At 64.9% G+C, this 22479-nt stretch carries 20 protein-coding genes and 1 tRNA gene; 8 read left to right on the top strand and 13 right to left on the bottom strand.

The window, feature by feature from the left end:
- Positions 1–43: 43 nt before the first annotated feature.
- Positions 44–1480, top strand: a complete 1437-nt coding sequence (locus RPPS3_RS17040; protein ID WP_107345124.1) for a mannose-1-phosphate guanylyltransferase/mannose-6-phosphate isomerase — start codon at positions 44–46, stop codon at positions 1478–1480.
- Positions 1481–1526: 46 nt separating this feature from the next.
- The gene (locus tag RPPS3_RS17035; protein WP_107346655.1) at positions 1527–3023 is read left to right on the top strand and encodes a phosphomannomutase/phosphoglucomutase; all 1497 of its coding nucleotides are present in this window, start codon (positions 1527–1529) and stop codon (positions 3021–3023) included.
- A gap of 126 nt (positions 3024–3149) precedes the next feature.
- On the opposite strand, the gene RPPS3_RS17030 is transcribed toward RPPS3_RS17035, so the two are convergent.
- The 3 genes from RPPS3_RS17030 to RPPS3_RS17020 form a co-directional block, all read right to left on the bottom strand.
- Positions 3150–3731, bottom strand: coding sequence for a hypothetical protein (locus tag RPPS3_RS17030; RefSeq protein ID WP_234819972.1), 582 nt, complete (start codon positions 3729–3731; stop codon positions 3150–3152).
- Between the two features lie 428 nt (positions 3732–4159).
- Positions 4160–5935: a thiamine pyrophosphate-requiring protein gene (locus tag RPPS3_RS17025; RefSeq protein ID WP_107345122.1), complete on the bottom strand. Its 1776-nt coding sequence runs from the start codon at positions 5933–5935 to the stop codon at positions 4160–4162.
- A gap of 145 nt (positions 5936–6080) precedes the next feature.
- A complete protein-coding gene (locus RPPS3_RS17020) occupies positions 6081–6755 on the bottom strand; it encodes a site-2 protease family protein (protein ID WP_107345121.1) in 675 nt (224 codons plus the stop codon).
- 298 nt (positions 6756–7053) lie between these two features.
- Here RPPS3_RS17020 and RPPS3_RS17015 point away from each other — a divergent pair, with 298 nt between their 5' ends.
- Both RPPS3_RS17015 and RPPS3_RS17010 read left to right on the top strand, forming a co-directional pair.
- Positions 7054–8250 carry a S1C family serine protease gene (locus tag RPPS3_RS17015; RefSeq protein ID WP_107345120.1) on the top strand — a complete coding sequence of 399 codons (1197 nt, stop codon included), beginning with the start codon at positions 7054–7056 and terminating at the stop codon, positions 8248–8250.
- 70 nt (positions 8251–8320) lie between these two features.
- Positions 8321–8533, top strand: a complete 213-nt coding sequence (locus tag RPPS3_RS17010; RefSeq protein ID WP_107345119.1) for a hypothetical protein — start codon at positions 8321–8323, stop codon at positions 8531–8533.
- Positions 8534–8743: 210 nt separating this feature from the next.
- Here RPPS3_RS17010 and RPPS3_RS17005 read toward each other — a convergent pair whose 3' ends face one another.
- The 4 genes from RPPS3_RS17005 to RPPS3_RS16990 all read right to left on the bottom strand — a co-directional run bounded on the left by RPPS3_RS17005 (position 8744) and on the right by RPPS3_RS16990 (position 13302).
- Positions 8744–9592, bottom strand: a complete 849-nt coding sequence (locus RPPS3_RS17005) for a transglutaminase-like domain-containing protein (RefSeq protein ID WP_107346654.1) — start codon at positions 9590–9592, stop codon at positions 8744–8746.
- A gap of 158 nt (positions 9593–9750) precedes the next feature.
- Positions 9751–11952, bottom strand: coding sequence for a glycogen debranching protein GlgX (gene glgX, locus RPPS3_RS17000; RefSeq protein ID WP_107345118.1), 2202 nt, complete (start codon positions 11950–11952; stop codon positions 9751–9753).
- Between the two features lie 256 nt (positions 11953–12208).
- Positions 12209–12778, bottom strand: a complete 570-nt coding sequence (locus RPPS3_RS16995) for a DUF4142 domain-containing protein (RefSeq protein ID WP_107345117.1) — start codon at positions 12776–12778, stop codon at positions 12209–12211.
- Between the two features lie 14 nt (positions 12779–12792).
- A complete protein-coding gene (locus RPPS3_RS16990; protein WP_107345116.1) occupies positions 12793–13302 on the bottom strand; it encodes a ferritin-like domain-containing protein in 510 nt (169 codons plus the stop codon).
- Between the two features lie 230 nt (positions 13303–13532).
- Between RPPS3_RS16990 and RPPS3_RS16985 the strand changes: the two genes are divergently transcribed.
- Positions 13533–13606, top strand: a tRNA-Gly gene (locus RPPS3_RS16985).
- A 201-nt stretch (positions 13607–13807) separates the two neighbouring features.
- Complete coding sequence (locus RPPS3_RS16975) at positions 13808–14575, top strand: exodeoxyribonuclease III (protein WP_107345114.1); 768 nt, start codon at positions 13808–13810, stop codon at positions 14573–14575.
- 29 nt (positions 14576–14604) lie between these two features.
- On the opposite strand, the gene nirK is transcribed toward RPPS3_RS16975, so the two are convergent.
- The 6 genes from nirK to RPPS3_RS16940 form a co-directional block, all read right to left on the bottom strand.
- Positions 14605–15711, bottom strand: a complete 1107-nt coding sequence (gene nirK, locus RPPS3_RS16970) for a copper-containing nitrite reductase (RefSeq protein ID WP_107345113.1) — start codon at positions 15709–15711, stop codon at positions 14605–14607.
- Between the two features lie 259 nt (positions 15712–15970).
- Positions 15971–16747, bottom strand: coding sequence for an enoyl-CoA hydratase-related protein (locus RPPS3_RS16965; RefSeq protein ID WP_107345112.1), 777 nt, complete (start codon positions 16745–16747; stop codon positions 15971–15973).
- A gap of 14 nt (positions 16748–16761) precedes the next feature.
- Positions 16762–17589: an SDR family NAD(P)-dependent oxidoreductase gene (locus tag RPPS3_RS16960; protein WP_107345111.1), complete on the bottom strand. Its 828-nt coding sequence runs from the start codon at positions 17587–17589 to the stop codon at positions 16762–16764.
- Between the two features lie 148 nt (positions 17590–17737).
- Positions 17738–18160: a MaoC family dehydratase gene (locus RPPS3_RS16950; RefSeq protein ID WP_199852148.1), complete on the bottom strand. Its 423-nt coding sequence runs from the start codon at positions 18158–18160 to the stop codon at positions 17738–17740.
- Complete coding sequence (locus tag RPPS3_RS16945) at positions 18157–18603, bottom strand: MaoC family dehydratase N-terminal domain-containing protein (protein ID WP_107345110.1); 447 nt, start codon at positions 18601–18603, stop codon at positions 18157–18159. Before RPPS3_RS16945 ends, RPPS3_RS16950 begins: the two co-directional genes overlap by 4 nt.
- 10 nt (positions 18604–18613) lie before the next feature.
- Positions 18614–19798, bottom strand: a complete 1185-nt coding sequence (locus RPPS3_RS16940; protein ID WP_107345109.1) for a lipid-transfer protein — start codon at positions 19796–19798, stop codon at positions 18614–18616.
- Positions 19799–19924: 126 nt separating this feature from the next.
- On the opposite strand from RPPS3_RS16940, the gene RPPS3_RS16935 reads away from it, so the two are divergent.
- Together RPPS3_RS16935 and RPPS3_RS16930 are read left to right on the top strand one after the other, a co-directional pair.
- Complete coding sequence (locus RPPS3_RS16935) at positions 19925–20707, top strand: TetR/AcrR family transcriptional regulator (RefSeq protein ID WP_107346652.1); 783 nt, start codon at positions 19925–19927, stop codon at positions 20705–20707.
- Entirely contained in the window at positions 20625–22181 is a 1557-nt protein-coding gene (locus RPPS3_RS16930; protein WP_107345108.1) for an acyl-CoA synthetase, read from the top strand. The genes RPPS3_RS16935 and RPPS3_RS16930 overlap by 83 nt, the downstream gene beginning before the upstream one ends.
- The last annotated feature ends 298 nt before the right edge of the window (positions 22182–22479 follow it).

Here is a 22479-nt window from a genome sequence, read left to right as displayed (position 1 = left end):
GTTGCAACCACAAAGAGATCGTAATCAGAGTTGGGTGTCTTCGATGAGCGCTGTCGGGAAGTCTGCGAACGATCCTCGGTGTGTCCCCCTGATCATGTGCGGTGGCGCCGGGACGCGGCTATGGCCGGCCTCCCGTGAGGTGCGTCCGAAGCAGTTTCTGCCGCTGTTCGGGCCGCGCTCGACGTTCCAGGAAACGCTGCTGCGGGTGTCGGACTCGACGCTTTTCGGCCGGCCGATCATCATCACCAACACCGCCTACCGCTTCATGGTCCGCGACCAACTCGCGGAGATCGGGATTGAAGCCGACGTCCTGCTCGAGCCGGCGCGGCGGGACTCCGGTCCCGCGATCGTGGCGGGCGCAGCGTTCGCCGAGCAGCGTGAGCCGGGCGCGATCGTGCTGGCGCTCGCGGCCGATCACGTGGTGCGGGACAAGGACGCCTTCATCGCGGCCTGCCGCGACGGCCTGGCCGGCGTCGCCGAAGGCCGGATCGTGACCTTCGGGGTGAAGCCGGAGCGTCCCGCGACCGAGTACGGCTACATTTCTCCCGGCGATGCGATCGTCGGCAAGGTCCGCAACGTCGCCAAGTTCGTCGAGAAGCCGGACCTCGCCACCGCCGAAGGCTATGTCGCGGCGGGCTATCTGTGGAACAGCGGCAACTTCATGTTCCCGGCGGCGGCCCTGCTCGAAGAATACAATGCGGTCGATCCGGACAGCGTTGCGACCATCACCGAGGCGGTGACGACGGCCGGCCGCGACCTCGGATTCGTGACGCTGCCGGAAGCCTCGTTCGGCAAAGCCAAGCCGATCTCGATCGATTACGCGGTGATGGAGAAGACCAAGCGCGCCGCGGTGGTGCCGGTCGATTGCGGCTGGTCGGACGTCGGATCCTGGCGCGCGGTGTGGGAGCTCACCGCCAAGGATGGCGGCGGCAATGCCGCGCAAGGCCCCGCGGTGTTCGAAGATTCCCGCAATTGCCACGTGTCCAGCGATCACACGCTGGTCGCGCTCGAAGGCGTTGATGATCTGGTGGTCGTCGCGACCCAGGACGCGGTGCTGGTGTCGCGGCAGAAGGACGGCAATGGACTGAAGCGGCTGGTCGCCAAGGTCAAGACGGTAGCGCCCGAGGTCACCGACCACCACGCCCAGGTCCATCGCCCGTGGGGCTCCTATCGTTCGCTGGATTCCGGTGACCGGCATCAGGTCAAGCGTATCATCGTCAAGCCCGGCGAGCGGCTGTCGCTGCAGAAGCATCACCACCGCTCCGAGCATTGGATCGTGGTGCGCGGCACCGCCCAGGTGACGGTCGACGAACTGATCAAGATCATCCACGAGAACGAGTCGATCTACATTCCGATCGGTGCCACTCACCGGCTGGAGAACCCGGGCAAGATCACGCTCGAGCTGATCGAAGTGCAGACCGGCAGCTATCTGGGCGAAGACGACATCATCCGGTTCGACGACGACTATCGTCGGTCGTAAGACGATCGCCGTCCCGCCGCGCCCCTCCTTGTTGCGAAAGACCGCCATGTTCCCGACGCCGCAGCCGCTTCTGACGGCCAACACTTACGCCTATGAATCCGAGCCGATGGTGAAGCCCACCGGCTTCCGCGAATACGACGCGCGCTGGCTGTTCGGCCAGGAGATCAACCTGATGGGGGTGCAGGCGCTCGGCATGGGGCTCGGCACGCTGATCGCCGAACTCGGCCGGCCGCAAGAGATCGTCACCGGGCATGACTTCCGCGGCTATTCGGCCTCGATCAAATACGCGCTGATCGCCGGCCTGATGGCGTCCGGCTGCAAGGTGCACGACATCGGCCTGGCCGTGACGCCGATGGCGTATTTCGCGCAGTTCGAGCTCGACGTGCCGTGCGTTGCGATGGTCACCGCTTCGCACAACGACAATGGCTGGACCGGCGTCAAGATGGGCGCCAACCGGCCGCTGACCTTCGGCCCCGACGAGATGAATCGGCTGAAGGAGATCGTGCTCGGCGCAGCGTTCAAGCAGGGCGCCGGCTCGTATGTGTTTCATCCGAACTTCCCGGCCCGCTACATCGGCGATCTCACCAAGCATGCCAAGCTGAAGCGCAAGCTCAAGGTGGTGGTCGCCTGCGGCAACGGCACCGCCGGCGCGTTCGCCCCGCAGGTGATGGAAGCGATCGGCTGCGAGGTGATCCCACTCGACACCGAGCTCGATCACACCTTCCCGAAGTACAATCCCAATCCCGAAGACATGGAGATGCTGCACGCGATCCGCGACGCGGTGCTGCAGCACAAGGCCGATCTCGGGCTCGGCTTCGACGGTGACGGTGACCGCTGCGGCGTGGTCGACGACACCGGCGAGGAGATCTTCGCCGACAAAGTCGGCGTGATGCTGGCGCGCGACATGTCGGCGATCCATCCGAACGCGCGCTTCGTCGTCGATGTCAAATCCACCGGCCTGTTCGCCACCGATCCGGTGTTGCAACAGCAGGGCGCCCAGACCGAGTATTGGAAGACCGGCCACTCTTACATGAAGCGCCGCACCAATGAGAGCAAGGCGCTGGCGGGCTTCGAGAAGTCTGGCCACTTTTTCTTCAACGCGCCGCTCGGCCGCGGCTATGACGACGGCCTGGTGTCGGCGATCGCGATTTGCGAGATGCTCGACCGCGCGCCCGGCAAGTCGATGTCGCAGCTGAAAGACGCACTGCCGAAGACCTGGTCGTCGCCGACGATGTCGCCGCATTGCGCCGACGAGGTGAAGTATCGCGTGATCGACGAGGTCGTGAAGCACTTCGAAAAAGCGCAGAACAACGGCGACAAGGTCGCCGGCCAGCCGATCCGCGATCTCGTCACCGTGAACGGCGTCCGCGTGACTTGCGAAGACGGCAGCTGGGGCCTGGTCCGCGCCTCGTCCAACAAGCCCGAGCTGGTGGTGGTGGTCGAGAGCCCGGTGTCGGAGCAGCGGATGCACGACATGTTCGAGGCCGTGAACGTCGTGCTGCGCCAGCATCCAGAAGTGGGTGCGTATAACCAGACGATCTGAGCCCGATCGCCCGGCAAGACCATGCATGGCTAAGCCAGCGGCGCTGAACGCCTAAAGGGTGTCTGCAGAGTTCAGGAAACTGCCATATGACAGGGCAGGTTGGCGGCGTCAGCCGTCACCGTCGCCCTAGGAGGAGGCGGTTGCCGGAGCCAGAGCCACGAGCGAGCCGAGGCCTCTGACATATCCGACACGGTCGGCCGGAGTCGGCTGCCACCAATCAGAGATCAGCTGCTCACGTCCTTTATAGTGCGTGATAAGATCAGTAAACGGACGCTCATTCAGCGGGATCGCGGATTCCAGCTTGTAGATCGACCTGGTGCCCTCCTGTGCATCGAGCTCATCGCTGAAGCGCTGGATTTCCAGACCGCGATAGTTGGGCATCATGTGAAGGAAGCCCAAATGGGCCAGCCGGCTGAGCTGCAGGAGTTCGATCACCGACAGGTCGACGCGGATGTAGCCCTCGGCCGGTGCCATCATCTCGACGCCTTGCGCCTGGCCCTTCGAACAGCAGGCTTCGCCGATGGCGTCAGCCAGAATCGAGAGCTGAAGATGGTAACGCTCGATATCCTTGGCTTTCAGATGGGGACGCTGGCTGAACATCGCTTTGATGTCGGCCATCGCTTTCGAGACCCCCTCGGGGGTTGCTCTGGCGGCCATCTCGTAGTGGCGGCCAATCCCCCGGACGATCTGCCGGACGGCTTCGTCCATGCCCCTAATTCGCCCGTGCTGGTAGTATGATCTAGCCGAAGACCAGCACGCCCACAAAAGGGCGGCCAGAAGGCCGACGACTATCAGCAGAACGATCATTCCAGCCCCCGCTTGAATGTCTCGAAGCAAGCCCCTTAGCGCAGTCCCGTGTCACTGTAATGAGTTCTGGTAATTCAATGGTAAACTAATCGGCGGCGGCGCAAAGTGTCGCGAGGGGAATCGTCCGAGTAATTCCCGTGGGATGATTGCATCGGGATGACGATGTGTCCGCGCCGTCTGGGGGCCGATTGGTGAGTTCGATCCGGCCCAAGTATTTCAACGGGGCAGCTAAGAACTAGCCCCGCTGGGATCGGTCAAGCGGCCGAGAGACAGCGTGCCTACGCCGGGACGGGCGAGTCGCGCGCGCCCGGTCATTGCCCTCAATGCCTTCATCCTTTCCCTGCTAAGACGCTCGCCAGCAGCTCCTTGGCGCTGTTGGTGAGGACGCTGCCGAGTTCGGGTTCGCTGCCCATCATGGTCATGAAGTTCTTGGCGTCTTTCAGCGTGATGTGGGGCGGCAGCGGCGGGACGTTGGGGTCGGTGTAGGCTTCCAGGATCACCGGGCGGTCGGCCGACAAAGCCTCGTCCCAAGCCGCGCCGACGCGGTCGGGGTTGTCGACGAAGATGCCCTTCAGCCCGATCAGTTCGGCGTAGCGGTGGTAGGGGAAGTCGGGAATGCTCTGGGTGGACTCGGTCTTGCCGGCGCCGAGCTGGATGCGCTCCTCCCAGGTCACCTGATTGAGGTCGCGGTTGTTCAGCACCAGCACGATCAGCCGCGGGTCCGACCACTGCTTCCAATATTTGGCGATGGTGATCATCTCGTTGAGGCCGTTCATCTGCATTGCGCCGTCGCCCATGCAGGCGATCACCGTGCGGTCCGGATAGGCCATCTTGGCCGCGACCGCGTAGGGCGTACCGGCGCCGAGCGAGGCGAGGCCGCCGGATAGCGATCCCTTCATGCCGCGACGCATCTTCAGGTCGCGCGCGTACCAGTTCGCCACCGATCCTGAATCTGCGGTGACGATGGCGTTGTCGGGCAGCCGCGGCGAAAGCTCCCAGAACACCCGCTGCGGATTGAGCGGTTCGGCGCTCTGCAGCGCGCGGTTCTCCAGCGTCTTCCACCACGAAGCCACACCGCGCACGATGCCGCGCCGCCACGAGGTCTCGTCCTTCTGGTTCAGCAGCGGCAATAGGGCACGCAGCGTCCTGGCGCTGTCGCCGATCAGGTTGACCTCCATCGGATAGCGCAGGCTGAGGCGGCGGCCGTCGATGTCGATCTGAACACCGCGGGCGTCGCCTGGCTTTGGCAGGAATTCGCTGTAAGGAAACGACGAGCCGACCATTAGCAGCGTGTCACAGCCCTTCATCAGGTCCCAGCTCGGTCGGGTGCCCAGCAGGCCGATCGAGCCGGTGACGAACGGTAGGTCATCGGGCAGGGCGGCCTTCCCGAGCAGTGCCTTGGCGACGCCGGCCTGCAGCCGCTCGGCCACCGCAATCACCTCGTCGGTGGCGTCGAGCGACCCGGCGCCGACCAGGATCGCCACCTTGCTGCCGGCGTTCAGCACCTGCGCGGCGGCCTTCAGGCCGGCTTCATCGGGCACCTGCGCCGGGTAGGCGTGGCCGATGCCGGTGTGGGTGGCGCCGTGCGCCATCGGCGGGTCTTCGTAGTCGAGGCCCTGCAGATCGTTCGGCAGGATCACGCAGGCGACGCCGCGCTTGTCGTGGGCGATCCGCACTGCGCGGTCGATCAGATGGCGCACCTGCGACGGGACGCTGGCGGTCGCGACATATTCGCTGACTTCGTCGAACAGCGTCTGCAGGTCGACTTCCTGCTGATAGTCAGCCCCGATCGCACTGCGCGCCTGCTGGCCGAGCAGTGCCACCACCGGCACGTGATCCATCTTGGCATCGTACAGGCCGTTGAGCAGGTGGATCGCGCCCGGCCCTGAGGTCGCGTAGCACAGCCCGACCTCGCTGGTGAACTTGGCATGCGCCGACGCCATGAACGCGGCCATCTCTTCGTGGCGGACCTGGACGTATTCGATGCGGTCCTTGGCTTTCTCCAGCGCGACGTCGAGACCGCCGACACCATCTCCCGGATAGCCGTAGACCCGCCGCAGGCCCCACTCGGCCACTCGCTGCCAGACGAATTCGCTCACATTCATGTCGATGACCCGTGTTTGCGCGCGCCGTCGCGGGGGCGACGGTGCAAGTGCGGGATCAACGATGGCTTGGAGCAAACGTTGCAGCGCGGGGCGACAGCGGGGGATGCGGCGCTGCCGGTCTCACCGCCTTTTGAGGCGGCCTTCGTCAGGCCGCGCCGGTGAGGCGCAGGATCGCCTGCACGACGAACTGGCTCGATTGCGCGATGAACTGCGTGGCAATGCCGATGCCGGCCAGCGGCAGGATGAAGATCAGCCCGAGCAGGATCAGCATGCCGTAGGGCTCCACCCGGGCCAGCGGATGAGCCAGCACCCGCGGCAGGATGCCGACGGCGATCCGGCCGCCGTCGAGTGGCGGGATCGGCAGCAGGTTGAAGATCGCCAGCACCACGTTGATCAAGAGCGCATTGACGAGGTTCTGCGCCAGCCACTGGCCGGCTTCACCGGGCACATAGCCGACGACGTGAAACGCCAGCGCAGCGACTGCCGCGAGAATGAGATTGATCGCCGGACCGGCCGCAGCAACCAGCACCATGTCGCGGCGCGGATTGCGCAGATTGCGGAAGTTCACCGGCACAGGCTTGGCGTAGCCGAACAGGAACGGCGATTGCATCACCAGCAGCAACAGCGGCAGCAGCACGGTGCCGAACGGATCGATGTGCTTGATCGGGTTGAAGCTGACCCGGCCGAGCATCCAGGCGGTGTTGTCGCCGCACAGCTTGGCCACATAAGCGTGGGCAGCTTCGTGGAACGTAATCGCGATCAGGAGCGGCAGCGCCCAGACCGAGATCACCACCATCATGTTGGACAACGAGCCTGTCATGTCGATCCACTCGGGTTGGGATCGATCGGAAAGCCGAAGATCCGAAGCGGGAACCAGCGAGATATAGAAGCCACGCCGACGCTGCGCCAGCGCCGGCGGCGATGATGGACTCAAAGTAATCCAGCACCTTGCGGCAGCAGCTGTTTATCTCCTCTTAACCATCGGCACCTTGGAGCGCCGCGACGGAGCGCCGAACCAATTGGTGGAACCCGCCGGAACCTGATGCATTAGCGCTGGCCGGCAAGCGGAACCTGGCTTGCCGCAGCTCCCGTAAGCGTCATCGTTCGAGACACGCCGCATGACCACGTTGCCGCCGCATGCTCCGCCGCCCCCGCGTCCGCCGGGGCTTGATCCACTGGCCCGCGAGCAGGCCCAGATCCGCCGGGCACAACGCACCGACCGCCTGCTGCGGATCGCGATCGTCTGGCTGCTGGTGCTGGCGACGTTCTGGGTGGCGCAGCCTTATCTCAGCGCGCTGTGGTTCTCGGCAACGGGCCCGCGGACCGTCACGGCGCGCGGTGAGCTGGCGCCGGCCGAGAAGGCGACAGTCGAGCTGTTCAAGCAGGTGTCGCCCTCGGTGGTGCACGTGTTCGCGCAAAGCAGCCAAAAGGTATCGCCGTTCTTCGCGCAGCAGGAAGCGCCGGTGCAGTCCGGCTCCGGCGTGATCTGGGACGCCGCCGGCCATGTCGTCACCAACAATCATGTCATCCAGAACGCCAGTCAGCTCGGCGTCCGGCTGGCCTCGGGCGAGTTCGTCACCGCGCGGGTGGTGGGGACGGCGCCGAACTACGACCTCGCGGTGCTGCAGCTCGAGCGGCCGCACACGCCGCTGCGCCCGATCGCGATCGGCAGCTCGGACGATCTGCAGGTCGGGCAGGCGACCTACGCAATCGGCAATCCCTACGGTCTCGAACAGACGCTCACCACCGGCATCGTCAGCGCATTGCGGCGGCGGCTGCCGACCGCAGCGGCCCACGAGGTGCGCGGCGTGATCCAGACCGACGCGGCGATCAATCCCGGCAATTCCGGCGGCCCGTTGCTCGACAGCGCCGGCCGGCTGATCGGCATCAACACTGCGATCATTTCCGGCTCCGGCGCTTCGGCCGGCATCGGCTTTGCGATCCCGGTCGATGCGGTCAATCGCGTCGTCACCGCACTGATCACCAACGGCAGCGTGCCGGTGCCGGGCATCGGCATCGTCGCAGCTCGCGAGACCGAGACCGCGCAGCTTGGGATCGACGGGGTGGTGATCCTGCGCACGCTGCCGGATTCGCCGGCCGCGAAAGCCGGCCTGGAAGGTGCGACCGACGACGGTTACGTCCGCGATGTCATCACGGGGGCGAACAGCGCGCCGATCCACAGCATGTCGGATCTCGCCGCGGCCCTGGAAGAGGCCGGGATCGGCAGCGACGTTAAACTGACGGTCGAGCGCGACGGGCGCAGCCGGACCGTCATCGTGAAGGTCACCGACATCTCGCAGCGTCGGCGCACCTGAGGCGCCGACTGTGCGACTAATCGGAACGAATGCCCGCGCCGCCGATTGTTGCAGCAATTGGAGGTGAACGATGGGAAAGGCTTATTACGACATCATCGGCAGCGACAACCGCTGGGGTATCCGCCACGACGACGACCCGACCGGCGCCTATTCCAGCAAGGAAGCGGCGTTCGAGGCCGCCTGCGCCGCGGCGTCCAACGCGATCAAATTCGGCCACGAGGTGCGGATCACCGTGCCGGGCAACGAAGGTTCGGAAACCAATCTCGGCGTGATCACGAACTGAACGGCATCGTTCGAAATTAGAAGAGGTTCTGTGTCTCAGGCGGTCGGGTGCAAGCTCGGCCGCTTTTGCCGTTGTGAGGAGTGCCAATTTTGCGTCATTGCTAGGAGCGAAGCGACGAAACAATCCGGACGCTCCGAGGAGGAGCCTGGATTGCTTCGCTGCGCTCGCAATGACTGAGAGTGAGGCTCCTAGACGTCGCGCCGAATGGCCTCACGCCACCTTTGGCAGTGGGGCCGCTGTCGCCGCGGCCTGATCGGTCACCTCATGGGTGATCACTTCGAAGTTCAGCAGGTTCGCGGTGCCGAACGAGGTGGAGATCGCAACGTCGGCGGCGTCGCGGCCGCGAGCGATGACGATGCGGCCAATCCGCGGGGTATTGTGCCTCGCGTCGAAGGTGTACCAGCGACCGTCGAGATAGACTTCGAACCACGCGGAGAAGTCCATCGGTGCCGGATCCTGCGGCACGCCGATGTCTCCGAGATAGCCTGTGCAATAGCGCGCCGGAATGTTCATGCAGCGGCACAGGGCGACCGCAAGATGCGCGAAGTCGCGGCAGACGCCGGTCTGTTCGGCGTGACCTTCGGAGGCGGTGCGGTCGTTGCGGGCGAACTGATAGCCGAAGGTGATGCGATTGTGGACGTAATCGACGATCGCCTGCACGAGCTCCCAGCCCGAGGTGATGCCGCCGAACAGTGACCAGGCGAGGTTCGACAGTTTGTCGGTGTCGCAATAGCGGCTGCCGAGCAGATACACCATCACCTCATCGGGCAGTTCGGCGACGGGGATTTGACGGGCGCCGGGTGCAGCCTCGTCGGGCAGCCCGGAGTCCTCGATCAGGAAGTCATTGCTGATATCGATGCGGCCGGAGGGCGCGACGATCCGGGTGCAGACGTTGCCGAACATGTCGGTGAAGTCGTGCGCGGGCACGTCCGGCGAAAACCGGATGACGTGCTCGCCGATGACGTGCTGGGCGCGCGACGGATGCACGCTGAGCAGCAGATTGATCGGCGTTTCCTGGAAGCAGTGGAAAGCGATGTTGTATCCGGCGCGAATGATCACCTGCAAAGCTCCGTTGCTGATCGAGAAAGGGCCGATGCGATCGGCCCTGTGTTGTGTTCTCAATCGCGGACCGAACCTGGTGTTCCCGATCAGGTGTGTCGACGGTTGCGCAAATTAGTGGCAGCACGCCGGCGATGAAATGGCCGGCGTGCTGCAGCTTATTCGGTCAGTCCGAACAGCAGAACGGACCGCGCGGTCACTTGATAAACCTCGCCGCAAGCGAACTGCTCGTCTGGAATGCCGCTCGGCAGGTTGGTGTCGATCAGCAGCGACCACTTCGAGCCGTGCGGCACCTCCGGCAGGGTGAATTCGACGACACCGTCGAAGCTGTTCATCACCAGCAGCACGGTGGCATCCTCGCCGTGCCGGCGGATGCCGGTGGTTGGGGCGCGGCCGTCGAGCAGCATGCCGAAGCATTTGACGTTGGGATCGTCCCAATGCTCCTGCTGCATCTCGCCGCCATTGGCGTTGATCCAGGTGACGTCCCGAACCTCGAGCGCCTCGTCGTATTGCCCGGTGAGAAACCGGCTGCGCCGCAGCGTCGGGTAGGTCCGGCGCAATTCCAGTAGCCGTTGGGTAAAGGCGCGCAGATGCTGCGCGGCCTCATCATGGTCCCAATGCACCCAGGAGATTTCATTGTCCTGGCAGTAGGCGTTGTTGTTGCCGTTCTGGGTGCGGCCAAACTCGTCGCCGGCGAGCAGCATCGGCGTGCCTTGCGCGAGCAGCAATGTCGCCAGCATGTTGCGCTTCTGGCGTTCGCGAAGGGCGAGGATAGTCTCATCGTCGGTAGGGCCCTCCACGCCGCAATTCCACGAGCGGTTGTCGGAGTGGCCATCGCGATTGTCCTCGCCATTGGCCTCGTTGTGCTTGTCGTTGTAGCTCGCCCAGTCATTCAGGGTGAAGCCGTCATGCGCGGTGATGAAGTTCACGCTCGCCCAGGCGCGCCGGCCCTGGCGGTTGAACACGTCGCCGGACGCCGACAGCCGCGGGGCCAGCGCCGCAGCCGGAGCTTCGCCGCGCCAATAATCGCGCACGGTGTCGCGGAATTTGTCGTTCCATTCCGCCCAGCCCGGCGGGAAGCCGCCGACCTGATAGCCGCCGGGGCCGCAGTCCCACGGCTCAGCGATCAACTTCACCGAGGCGAGCAGCGGGTCCTGCATTACGGCTTTCAGAAAGCCGCTCTGTTCGTCGAAGCCGTAATGCTCGCGCGCCAGGATCGTCCCGAGATCGAACCGGAAGCCATCGATGTGCATTTCTCCGGCCCAGTAGCGCAGGCTGTCATTGACCATCTGGATCACGCGCGGATGCGTGAGATTGACGGTGTTACCGGTGCCGGTGTCGTTGATGTAGTAGCGCTTCTGCTCCGGCAGCAGCCGGTAATAGCTGGCGTTGTCGATGCCCTTGAACGACAGCGTCGGGCCGAGCTCGTTGCCCTCGGCGGTGTGGTTGTAAACCACGTCGAGGATCACCGCGAGGCCGACATCATGCAGCCGCGCCACCATCTCTTTGAACTCGCGCAAGCTGTTGGGCACGTCGGCGGCGTAGCGTGGATCTGGCGCGAAGAAGCCGATGGTGTTGTAGCCCCAATAATTCACCAGGTCCTTGTCGAGCAGATAGCTGTCATTGACGAAGGTGTGGATCGGCAGCAGCTCGACAGCGGTGATGCCGAGCGACGAGATGTAATCGACCACCGGTTTGGTGCCGAGGCCGGCGTAGGTGCCGCGCAGATGCTCGGGCACCTCCGGATGCAGCTTGGTAAAACCCTTGACGTGGGTTTCGTAGATGATGGCCTGGTCCCACGGTACGAATTTGCGGCCGGGTTCGCCCTTCCAGTCGAAGTCGGGATCGACCACCACGCATTTCGGCACGAACCGGGCGCTGTCGCGCTCGTCGAAGGTGGTGTCGTCACCGCTCTCCATCACATAGCCGAACACGGCCGGATCCCAAGTCAGCGAGCCGGCGTGGGCGCGCGCATAAGGATCGAGCAGCAGCTTGTTGGGATTGAAGCGGTGGCCGTTTTCCGGCTCGTACGGGCCATACACGCGATAGCCGTAGAAGGTGCCGGGGCCGACATCGGGGATGTAACCGTGAAACACCTCGTCGGTGTATTCGGGCAGCTCGATCCGCCGCTCTGTGTCGCCGTCGAACAGGCAGACTTCCACCTTGGTGGCGTTGGCCGAGAACAGCGCGAAGTTGGTGCCATTGCCGTCCCAGCACGAGCCGAGTGGGAAGGGCAGGCCTTCACGAGCGGTGGAGGAGTCGTTGACCACCTGATAGGGCGGCGGACCTTCGGGCTTGGTCGGCGTTTCGGGGGCGGTGATTTTCGCCGGCGGCTCGAGCGTCTCGGTGGCGTCGGTCATCGCCCGGCCTCCGTGATGAGAGAGGCGGCGCCGGCGCAAAGCGCCCGGTCGAAACGGAAAAAAGCTGATCGTGTCGTCATTTGATACGGTCCCCCAAAACGATCTTCACCGACAATGCGGGAAGCCGGAATCCGGTTCCAAGGTCCGGAAGAACGGCGCCCGCCCGTGTGCATCAGGTCGGGCCCCGCGGGGGCCGGTCCGTCGTTGTGGCCCGGCAGCACGAACTGCCGGGCCGACGTTCTTATTTCTTTCCGTGTTACTTTGCGGACTTGGACGACTGCGAGGTGGTGTTGGTGCGGTCGCGCTCGAGCTGCTGGGCCATCTCGAGATGGTGCTGCAGCTTCGGCAGCGTGGTGCCGGCCCACTTCTTCAGGGCGTCATTGTCGCCGCCCTTGGAGTAACGCTCAAACAGCGAGACGGCGTCCTTGTGGGCGGTGACCTGCTGCTCGTCGAAGGTCTCGCTGAATTCGGCGCCGTTGGCGTTCTTCAGCTTGTCGAGCTTGCTCTGATGGGCGGAGTCGAGGGCAGTCGGCAGCTCTGCCTTGACCTTGCCGTCCGACACCATCGCCTTCAGCTCGCTGGAGGTCTTGGTGTGATCGGCGATCATCTGCTTGGCGAACGCCTGTTCGGCGGCGTTGCCCTTGCGTTCGGCGAGCTGGTTCGACTGGATCTCGAACATGTCGCTGATCGCCACCTGCTTGACGAAATCCGCCGTGGACGGCGATACGCCGAGCACCGAATTGATGCCGGTCTTCTCGGTGACCGATTGCGCCAGCGCCGGGGTGGCGACCAGCAGACAGCCGAGAACGAGTGCGGTCCGGTTCATGCGATTATTTCCTTTCAGCTTGCGGCTTTACGATTGACGCCCTTGCGGAGCGCCACGGTGTTGAGCTTGGTGTTGGCGGCCTTTTCCTCGTTCAGATTGGTGGTGAGGAAACGCACGATGTCGTCGTGGCCGAGCTCCTCGGCCCACGCGATCAGGGTGCCGTAGCGGGCGATCTCGTAGTGCTCGACCGCCTGCGCGTTGGCGACGATCGCTGCGTCGAGCACGGTCTTGTCGGCGATCTCGCCGGCGGTCTCGTCGGATTCTTTGATCAGGCCGTCGATCGCCGGGCAGTTCACGCCCGATGGCGTCTCGCCGAGCTTCTTGAACACCTGGTCGAGCCGTTCGATCTGCTTCTGGGTCTCTTCCAGATGCGCCTTCAGGCCCTGCGACAGGTCGCGGTTGGTGGCCTGTTCGATCATCTTCGGCAGCGCCTTGGTGATCTGCTGCTCGGCGTAATAGATGTCGCGGAGGCCGTGCAGCAGCAGGTCCTCCATCGTCTGAATGTCCTTGCTGAAAAATCCCATCGTCGCCTCCGCCCAAATGGTCCGCGTCCCGCGGCTCGACCGGAGAACAGGGGACGGCCGATTCTGTTCCGTCGCGTGGCAAGCGCCCGGGGGCGCGGGGCCGCTGGGCCGGGGCAAGACGGGGCGGGCAGCGGTCCGGCGAACTGTCGGGCAATCGGACGACAGAAGTTGGTGGCGCGCCGGCGAGGGGAGTTGAGAGCCCCGGGCGAACGTGTTACGGGGGCTGCATCGCGGGTGTAGCTCAATGGTAGAGCAGCAGCCTTCCAAGCTGAATACGAGGGTTCGATTCCCTTCACCCGCTCCAGTCTCCGATCAAAATTTGATAGATATTGTTGAGGCTTACGGTCCTCGGACCAGGGTCTCCGTTTGACTCTTGCTGGGCAGCCGGACGTCCAGGGCGCAAATCGGGCGCAGGCCCGCGCCGTCGCGGATCAATCCGGCAGCGCTGGCGTTGCTCACGCCGTGGACCTGCTGAGGCGCGGCAGGCGAGCGGGTGCGGAGCGGCGTGAAGATCGCGACCTTCAACGTCAACAACGTCAACAAGCGGCTGCCGCAACTGCTGGCGTGGCTGAAGGCGGCGCGGCCGGACATCGTCTGCCTGCAGGAGCTGAAGGCGGCTGACGCCGAGTTTCCTGACGCGGCACTGCGCAAGGCCGGCTATGCGGCGGCGTGGGTCGGGCAGAAAAGCTGGAATGGCGTCGCGATCCTCGCCCGCCGCGAGATTGTGGTGACGCGGCGGCGGTTGCCCGGCGCGCCGCACGACAAGCAGAGCCGCTACATCGAGGCGGCGGTCGCCGGTATCATCGTCGGCTGCCTGTACGCGCCGAACGGCAATCCGCAGCCCGGACCGAAATTCGACGATAAGCTCGCCTGGCTGAAGCGACTGAACCGCCATGCGGCGACACTGCTGAAGAGCGGGGCGCCGGTGGTGCTGGCGGGCGATTTCAACGTGGTGCCGACGCCGGCCGATATCTACCCGACCAAGTCATGGGACAAGGACGCGCTGGTGCAGCCGGCGGCGCGCAAGCTGTTCGCGGCGCTGCTGCGCCAGGGTTGGACCGATGCACTACGGCACTGCCATCCGGACGACGCGCCCTATACGTTCTGGTCGTACTGGCGAAACCGGTTCGAGCGCGACGCGGGCTTGCGGATCGATCACTTGCTGCTCGATCCGTCGCTGGCGGTGCGGCTGAAGCGGGCCGGTGTCGATCGCAAGGTGCGGGCGGCACCGCAGGCGAGCGATCACGCGCCCGCCTGGATCGTGATCGATTGAACGCGACGTCAGGGGTCTGTTGAAGAAGGCTAGTTACTGGATCCTGCCGGGATCGGCGCCGGCGCCTTTACCTGTTGCATCAGGTCGTCGTTCCACTTGCCTTCGACGTTGAAATTGGCGCTGGCGCCCAGCTCGACCCCTTCGATCAGATTGTGATTGAGGTATGCGTAGATGCCCGGCTGCTTGAAGGTGTAGAGGGCAGCAGCGGCGGACCCACCACGGACGAACCAGGTTTCAAGATTGGTTTCCGGCGGATTTGAAAACTTGCCGGTTTCCCAAACGTAGTCGCCATGTCCGCCGATCAAATGCGGGCGGGTGTCGCGATTCGCCTGGGAATGGATGATCAACACCGACTCGCCGACCTTGGCCGTCATCGCGTTCTTGCCGGTGAGCGCGCCGACGCGACCATTGAATACTTCGTGTGTCGGGATGAGTTTGCGCATCACCTCACGGGTGTCGAAATATGCCTCGGCGGGCGATCCGTAGGTCTTGTAGTTCCCCTTGTCGTCCTTCGGGACATAGAAATCCTGTTCGCCGACATAGTAGATGCGGTCGTAACGAAGCGGCTTTCCCGCGCCGTCCTTCAGGCCGTCGCGGGGCAGCACCATGATCGCGCCATTCATGCCGGACACGACGTGCCAGGGGATCATCGTGCCGCCGGGCGCGCAGTGATAGACGAAAACGCCCGGGCGATCGGCCTTGAAGCGCAGGACGACCTGCTCGCCAGGATTGATCAGCGTCAGCGCGCCGCCACCCAGCGCGCCCGTCGCGGCGTGCAGGTCGATGTTGTGAGGCATGGTGTTGGGGGCAGGATTGATGAGCGTCAGTTCGACGTAGTCGTCCTGATGCACGACCATCAGCGGGCCCGGGATGGAGCCGTTGAATGTCATGGCTTGAATTTTCGTGCCCTCGTCGTCGATCACCAGTTCCTTCTCATGCACCACCAGCTTGAACTCGACGACTTTGGGGCCGTCGGTCGTGGCCTGCTGATGTGAGTGGACGAACGGCGGCGCGACCAGATCGATGCGTTGGCGGGGCAGTTTGGAGATGTCGTCGGCGGCCGGTGACTGGCCTGGTACGCTCAGCGCGACTGCGATGACGGCGGCGTTCAGGAGGAGACCTCTAGGGAATAACATCGTTGTAATCCCTTCGCCTGGGTACGGGAAAGGGAGGCTGTACTAATCGCGCTCTGGTTGTCCAGCGCCTGTGATGCTCGAAAATCCTGGTCGTTAAAGATCAGTAAAGCCTACGCGGACGGTTCATTGAAAATGCCTCCGTCCGCGCTCCACCCCAGCAAGAGCGAAGTTTAGGCTTGGATCACCTCCATCAAACGGATGGCACAAGCCGCGACCAGCTCTGCGGCCGTTGACCCGCTACAGCCTCGGCACTGCGCCGTCAGCGGCCGGTGAAGTTCGGCGCGCGTTTCTCGACGAAGGCGGCTGCGCCTTCGCGCAGGTCGGCGGTGACGAAGGCACGGCCCTGCTGTTCGGCTTCGTCGTCCAGCACCTCGGCGAGCGGGGCGCTCCATGCCGCTTCGATCTGGCGCTTGATCAGGCCGATGCCGATCGGCGGGCCGGCCGCGAGTTGCTCGGCGATGGCCATCGCCTCATCCATCAGGCGCTCATCGTCGACGGCCTGGAAGATCAGGCCGGATTGTTCGGCCTGTTCGGCGGACAGCGGACGGCCGAGCAGCGCCAGGGCGCGCGCACGCGCCACGCCGATCGCGCGCTGTACGAACAGCGAGGTGCCGGCATCGAGTGCGGCGCCGAGCTTGACGAAGCTCAGCACGAATTTGGCCGAGCGCGCCGCCAGAACGATGTCGCCTGCGAGTGCCAGCCCGACACCGGCGCCGGCCGCGGGGCCGTTGACGGCGACGACGATCGGCTTCGCGGCACCGCGCATCGCCTCCAGCACCGGGCTGAGTTCGGCGCGCATCCACGGCGCGACGTCGGCGCCGGCGTTGAAGGTCTCGCTGCCGAGCGCCGCACCGGCGCAGAAGCCTTTGCCGGCACCGGTGAGCAGGATGGCGCGCACCGCGTCGTCTTTGAGCGCCGCGTTCAATGCCGCGCCGAGCTCGCTGAGCAGGCCGCGGCGCATCGCGTTGTATTGCGCCGGGTTGTTCAGCGTCAGCACCGCGACGGCGCCGCGCCGCTCCGACAAAACCACAGTCATCGCCGTATGTCCGCTTACAGGATCAAGCCGCCGCCGCAGACCAGCACTTGGCCGCTGACGTAGTTGGATTCCGGGCTGCAGAACAGATACACCGCGTCAGCCGCTTCCTCCGGCGTGCCGCCGCGCCCGAGCGGGATCATCCGCGCCATCGCGTCCAGCATCTGCGGCTGCACGCCGACCTTGATGTCGCGACCGGCGACGTCGATGGTTTTCTGCTGCGCTTCGATCGGCTGGGTGAGGCGGGTGTTGATCAGGCCGAACGCGACGCAATTGACGTTGACCTTGTAGCGGCCCCATTCCTTGCACAGCGTGCGGGTCAGTCCGACCAGCGAGGCCTTCGCCGACGAGTAGCTGGCCTGGCCGGCATTGCCGTAGAGCCCGGCGATCGACGAGATGTTGACGACTTTCCGGAACACCTCCTGACCGGCCTCGGCTTCCTTCTTGGCGAAGATCCGGATCGGCTCGGCGGCCGCGCGCAGGATGCGGAACGGCGCCACCAGATGCACGTCGAGCATCGCCTGGAATTGCTCGTCGGTCATCTTCTGGATCGTCGAGTCCCAGGTGTAGCCGGCGTTGTTGACGATGATGTCGAGGCCGCCGAACGTCTCCACCGCAGCGCCGACGAAGCGATCGGCGAAGCCGGCTTCCGAAACGCTGCCATTGATCGCGATCGCGTCGCTGCCCATCGCCTTGATCTCGGCAGCGACGGCGTCGCCCGGTTCGGCGTCGAGATCGTTGACGACGACGCGCGCGCCTTCGGATGCGAGCTTCAGCGCGATGGCGCGGCCGATGCCGCGGCCCGATCCGGTGACCAGCGCCACCTTGCCTTGCAGTTTGCCCATGAGATGTCCTTCAAATTGTTGAACGCACACGCAGTTATTAGTGGGTCGTCATGCCCGGGCTCGTCCCGGGCATCCACGCCTTACGGCGGGCAACGACAGCAAAGACGTGGATGGCCGGGACAAGCCCGGCCATGACGGATGAGTAGTGCTAAACGGCGATGATCGCTTCGCCGGCGAGCTTGATCTCGCCGGTCTGGTCGCGGGCGGTCAGGGCGAGTCGGGCGCGGCGCTCGCCGCCGGCCTCGATCAGCTCAGTGACCTGGCCTTCGCAGGTGATCTCGGCACCGAGCTGGGTGATCGCCGCAAATCGCGTCGAAAAGCTGCGGATCCGGCCCGGCGGCACCGCGTCGCTGAGCGCCTGGCCGAGATAGCCCATCACTAGCATGCCGTGGGTGAATACGTCCGGAAAGCCCGACGCCTTGGCGAAGTCGATATCGACGTGGATCGGATTGTGGTCGCCGGAGGCGCCGCAATACAGCGCCAGCCGGTGGCGGTTGATCGCGGGGAAGCGCTTGTGGACGATGCGGTCGCCGACCGCGGGGGAGGTGGTCATGTCCATCGTGTCGGTCATCCGTTACGCACCACGATGGTCCGCGTCGTGTCGGCAACGTGGACGCCGTGCTGATTGGTGACGGCGGTTTCGACGCCGATCAGCGTCATCGCGCCGCCCTTCTTGTCGGTGACGCTGGTCACCTGGGGGCTGAACGTCAACGTGTCGCCGACCATCACTGGGGCGTGGTAGGTGAAGCTCTGTTCGCCGTGCAGCACCCGGCCGAGATCGATCTGAAGCGCGGTGAGAAACTCGAACGGGTTTTCGTTGTCGAGCATCTCGAGGCAAAACAGATAGGTCGGCGGGATCGGCGGCGCCGCGAAGCCTTCGGCCTTGGCCGCAGCGGCGTCGCGATAAACCGGATTGGTCTCGCCGAGGGTGTCGAGGAAGTAGCGCAGTCGTCCTGCTTCGACATGGGCAGTCACCGGCGTGAACCGGCGACCGACAGCGGATTGATCGACCATCAGAGTTGCCTCACGCGCGCTCGTACAGTGTCACCACACAGGCGCCGCCGAGACCGAGATTGTGCTGCAGCGCGCGCTTGGCGCCGTCGACTTGGGTCGCCTCCGCGGTGCCGCGGAGCTGCCGGGTCAGCTCGTAGCATTGCGCCAGGCCGGTGGCGCCGAGCGGATGGCCCTTCGACAGCAGCCCGCCCGACGGATTGGTGACGAACTTTCCGCCATAGGTGTTGTCGCCGTCGGCGATGAACTTCTCGGCCCCGCCTTCGGGGCACAGCCCGAGCGCCTCGTAGGTGATCAGCTCGTTGTGGGCGAAACAGTCGTGCAGCTCGACGACGTCGATGTCATCCGGCCCGACGCCGGCATCTTCGTACACCTTGGTGGCCGCAGCGCGCGCCATGTCGTAGCCGACCACGCGCATCATGTCGTGCGCCTCGAAGGTCGACGCCGTATCGGTCGTCATCGCTTGCGCGGCGATGCGAACGTCGGTGCGGAGGCCGTGCTTCTTGGCGAAGTCTTCGGACACCAGCACCGCGGCGGCGCCGCCGCAGGTGGGGGGACAGGCCATCAGTCGGGTCATCACGCCCGGCCAGATCACCTGGTCATTGAGCACGTCGTCGGCCGAGACCTCCTTGCGGAACAGCGCCAGCGGATTCTTCGCCGCGTGACGGCTGGCCTTGGCGCGGACCTTGGCGAAGGACGACAGCGGCGTGCCGTATTTCTGCATGTGGCTGAGGCCGGCGCCGCCGAAATAGCGCAGTGCCAGCGGCACGCCGGGGGCGTCGATCAACTGATCGGCGGCGGCGTCGAAGTCCTCGAACGCGCTGGGGCGATCGACGAACACCGAGCCGAGCGCGCCGGGCTTCATCTGCTCGAAGCCGAGCGCCAGCACACAGTCGGCAGCGCCGGAAGCAATCGCCTGTCGCGCCAGATAGAGGGCCGTCGAGCCCGTCGAGCAGTTGTTGTTGACGTTGACGATCGGGATGCCGGTCATGCCGACCTGGTACAGCGCGCGCTGACCGCAGGTGGAGTCGCCATAGACGTAACCGACGAAGGCCTGCTGGATCGCATCGTAGCCGAGGCCGGCGTCGCGCAAGGCCAGCCGCGCCGCTTCGGCGCCCATCAGGTGATACGGCTCGTTCGCGCCCGGCTTGACGAACGGGATCATGCCGACGCCGGCGACGTGGACGGGTGACGCCATTGTTCTCTCCCTAAACTTACCCATTGGACTTTTTATTACCCACGAGTAATATATGCGAGCTGCTGGCGAGTCAATCGATCGGCGCCGGATCAGTTACTTGCCAAATTGCTGCCTGCGGAATTTGTGATGAGCGGACATACCGCCGACGACCGATCACCCTGGATGCCGTTCGAGAGCCGCCGCCGCGCCCGCGACGAAAAGCGCGAGGCGGTGCTGCGAACGGCGGTGCATCTGTTCCTCGAACAGGGCTATCATCGCGCCACGCTCAACGAAGTGGCGGAGCGGCTGAACATCACCAAGCCGGCGCTGTACAATTACTTCCGCAGCAAGGAGGAGATTCTGTTCGAGTGTTGGGCGCTCGGTCAGGAGCAGGTCGACGAGATCATTGCGGACATCAGCCGGTCCGGTGACGACGGACTCGGCAAGCTGCGCGCGCTGGTGCGCGCCTATGCCGCAACGATGGCCACGGAGTTCGGTGCCAGCATGGTGCGGTTCAATCCGCGCGATCTGTCGCCGGACAACGAGAAGACGGTGCGCGCCGCCAAGCGCGGCATCGACCAGACGTTCCGCCGCTTCATCGCGGAGGGCGTCGCCGACGGATCGATCAAGTCGTGCGATCCGAAGCTTACCGCGTTCGCGATCGCCGGATCGCTGAACTGGATCGGCCACTGGTATCAGCGCGACGGCGCGCTGTCGCCGGAGGCGATCGCCGACGAATTCGCGATGCGCCTCACCGAGGGGCTCGCCACCCGATCAACCAAGAAGAAGAGCGCCCTTCAGGCGCCCGACGGCAACAACAACAGGAAACGACCCAAGGGAGGACATCATGAACATCACCCACGGCCTGCGCCGCGCGCTGCAGATCAACCCGGAAGGGCTGGCCACCGTCTGCGCCGGCCGCCGACGTAACTGGCGCGAGGTCGGCGACCGCGTCGCGCGGCTCGCTGCCGGCTTGCGTGCCAGCGGTGTCGGCGAGGGCGAACGCGTTGCCATCCTGTCGCTGAATTCGGATCGCTATCTCGAAATGTATCTCGCTGCCGGCTGGTGCGGCGGCGTGATCGTGCCGCTGAACATCCGCTGGAGCGCGCTGGAGAACGAAGACGCGCTGCGCGACTGTCGCGCGGTGGCGCTGGTGGTCGACAAGGCGTTCGCCGCGACTGGTGCCGCATTGGCGCAGGCGATCCCGTCGATGGTGCTGATCTATGCCGACGAAGGCGACGTGCCGGCCGGCATGCAGAGCTATGAGGATCTGATCGCCACTCACGCGCCGATTCCGGATGCGATGCGCAAGGCCGAGGATCTCGCCGGCATCTTCTACACTGGCGGCACCACGGGCCGCTCCAAGGGCGTGATGCTGAGCCACGGCAATCTGATGGCGAACGCACTCAATGCGCTGGGCGAGGGGCTGTTTCCCGGGACGTCTGTCTATCTGCACGCCGCGCCGATGTTCCACCTCGCCAACGGCGCCGCGATGTATTCGCTGCTGCTGTCGGGCGGCTCCAACGTGATGATCCCGTCGTTCACGCCGGAGGGCGTGATGCAAGCGATGCAGAACGAGCGGGTTACCGACGTACTGCTGGTGCCGACCATGATCCAGATGTTCGTCGATCATCCGGCGCTGAAGAATTACGACCTGTCGTCGCTGAAGAACATCGTGTACGGCGCCTCGCCGATCAGCGAGGCCGTGCTGGCCCGCGCTTCGGCGGCGCTGCCGAAGGTGCAGTTTACCCAGGCCTACGGCATGACCGAGCTGTCGCCGATCGCGACGCTGCTGCATTGGAAGGAGCACATCGGCGAGGGCAAGGCCAAGGGGCGGCAGCGCGCCGCCGGCCGGGCCACGCTGGGTTGCGAAGTGCGGATCGTCGATGCCGAGGATCGCACCGTGCCTTATGGGACGGTCGGCGAGATCTGCGTGCGCGGCGACAACATGATGATGGGCTATTGGGAGCGGCCGGAGGAGACCGCGCGCTCGCTCGCTGGGGGCTGGATGCACACCGGCGACGGCGGCTACATGGACGACCACGGCTTCGTTTACGTCGTTGACCGGGTCAAGGACATGATCATCTCCGGCGGTGAGAACGTGTACTCGGTCGAGGTCGAGAACGCAGTGGCGCAGCATCCGGCGGTGGCGCAATGCGCGGTGATCGGCATTCCGCACGAGGCGTGGGGCGAGCAGGTTCACGCGGTGGTGGTCACCAAGGCCGGCGCCACCGTAACGGCGGAAGAGCTGATCGCCCACTGCAAGGCGTTGATCGCCGGCTACAAGTGCCCGCGCAGTGTGGAGATCACCGAGACGCCGCTGCCGCTGTCCGGTGCCGGCAAGATCCTCAAGCGTGAACTGCGCCAGCCGTATTGGGAGAGCCGCGAACGTCGCGTCAGCTGACGCGGCGGCAGGCTGCCACGCACCATCCGCGCCGCGCCGGATCGCCTCGATTGAGGCGTTTCCCGTGCGGCGTTTTCTTTGCGCTCTGCATGCTGGGTCACTGGCGCGCGCTACACTGGCCCGATCGTCGATTCGTCCTTGCTTGCGATCCGAGGCCCTCCATATGCCGGCGCTTTTGAAACACCTGTCAGTTCCTGCTCAGTCAGAGGCAGCCTCAGGCGGGATCGACCGGCAGCGTCGGTCTCTGGTGTTCGGTGCCGCGGCTACCGCCGGCGCCGCTGCGCTCGGCTTCAGCCCG

The organism is Rhodopseudomonas palustris (assembly GCF_003031265.1).
Classification (GTDB): Bacteria; Pseudomonadota; Alphaproteobacteria; order Rhizobiales; family Xanthobacteraceae; genus Rhodopseudomonas; species Rhodopseudomonas palustris_H.
The sequence above is the reverse complement of the archived record's forward strand: the minus strand, read 5'-3'. Positions and strand labels throughout refer to the sequence as shown.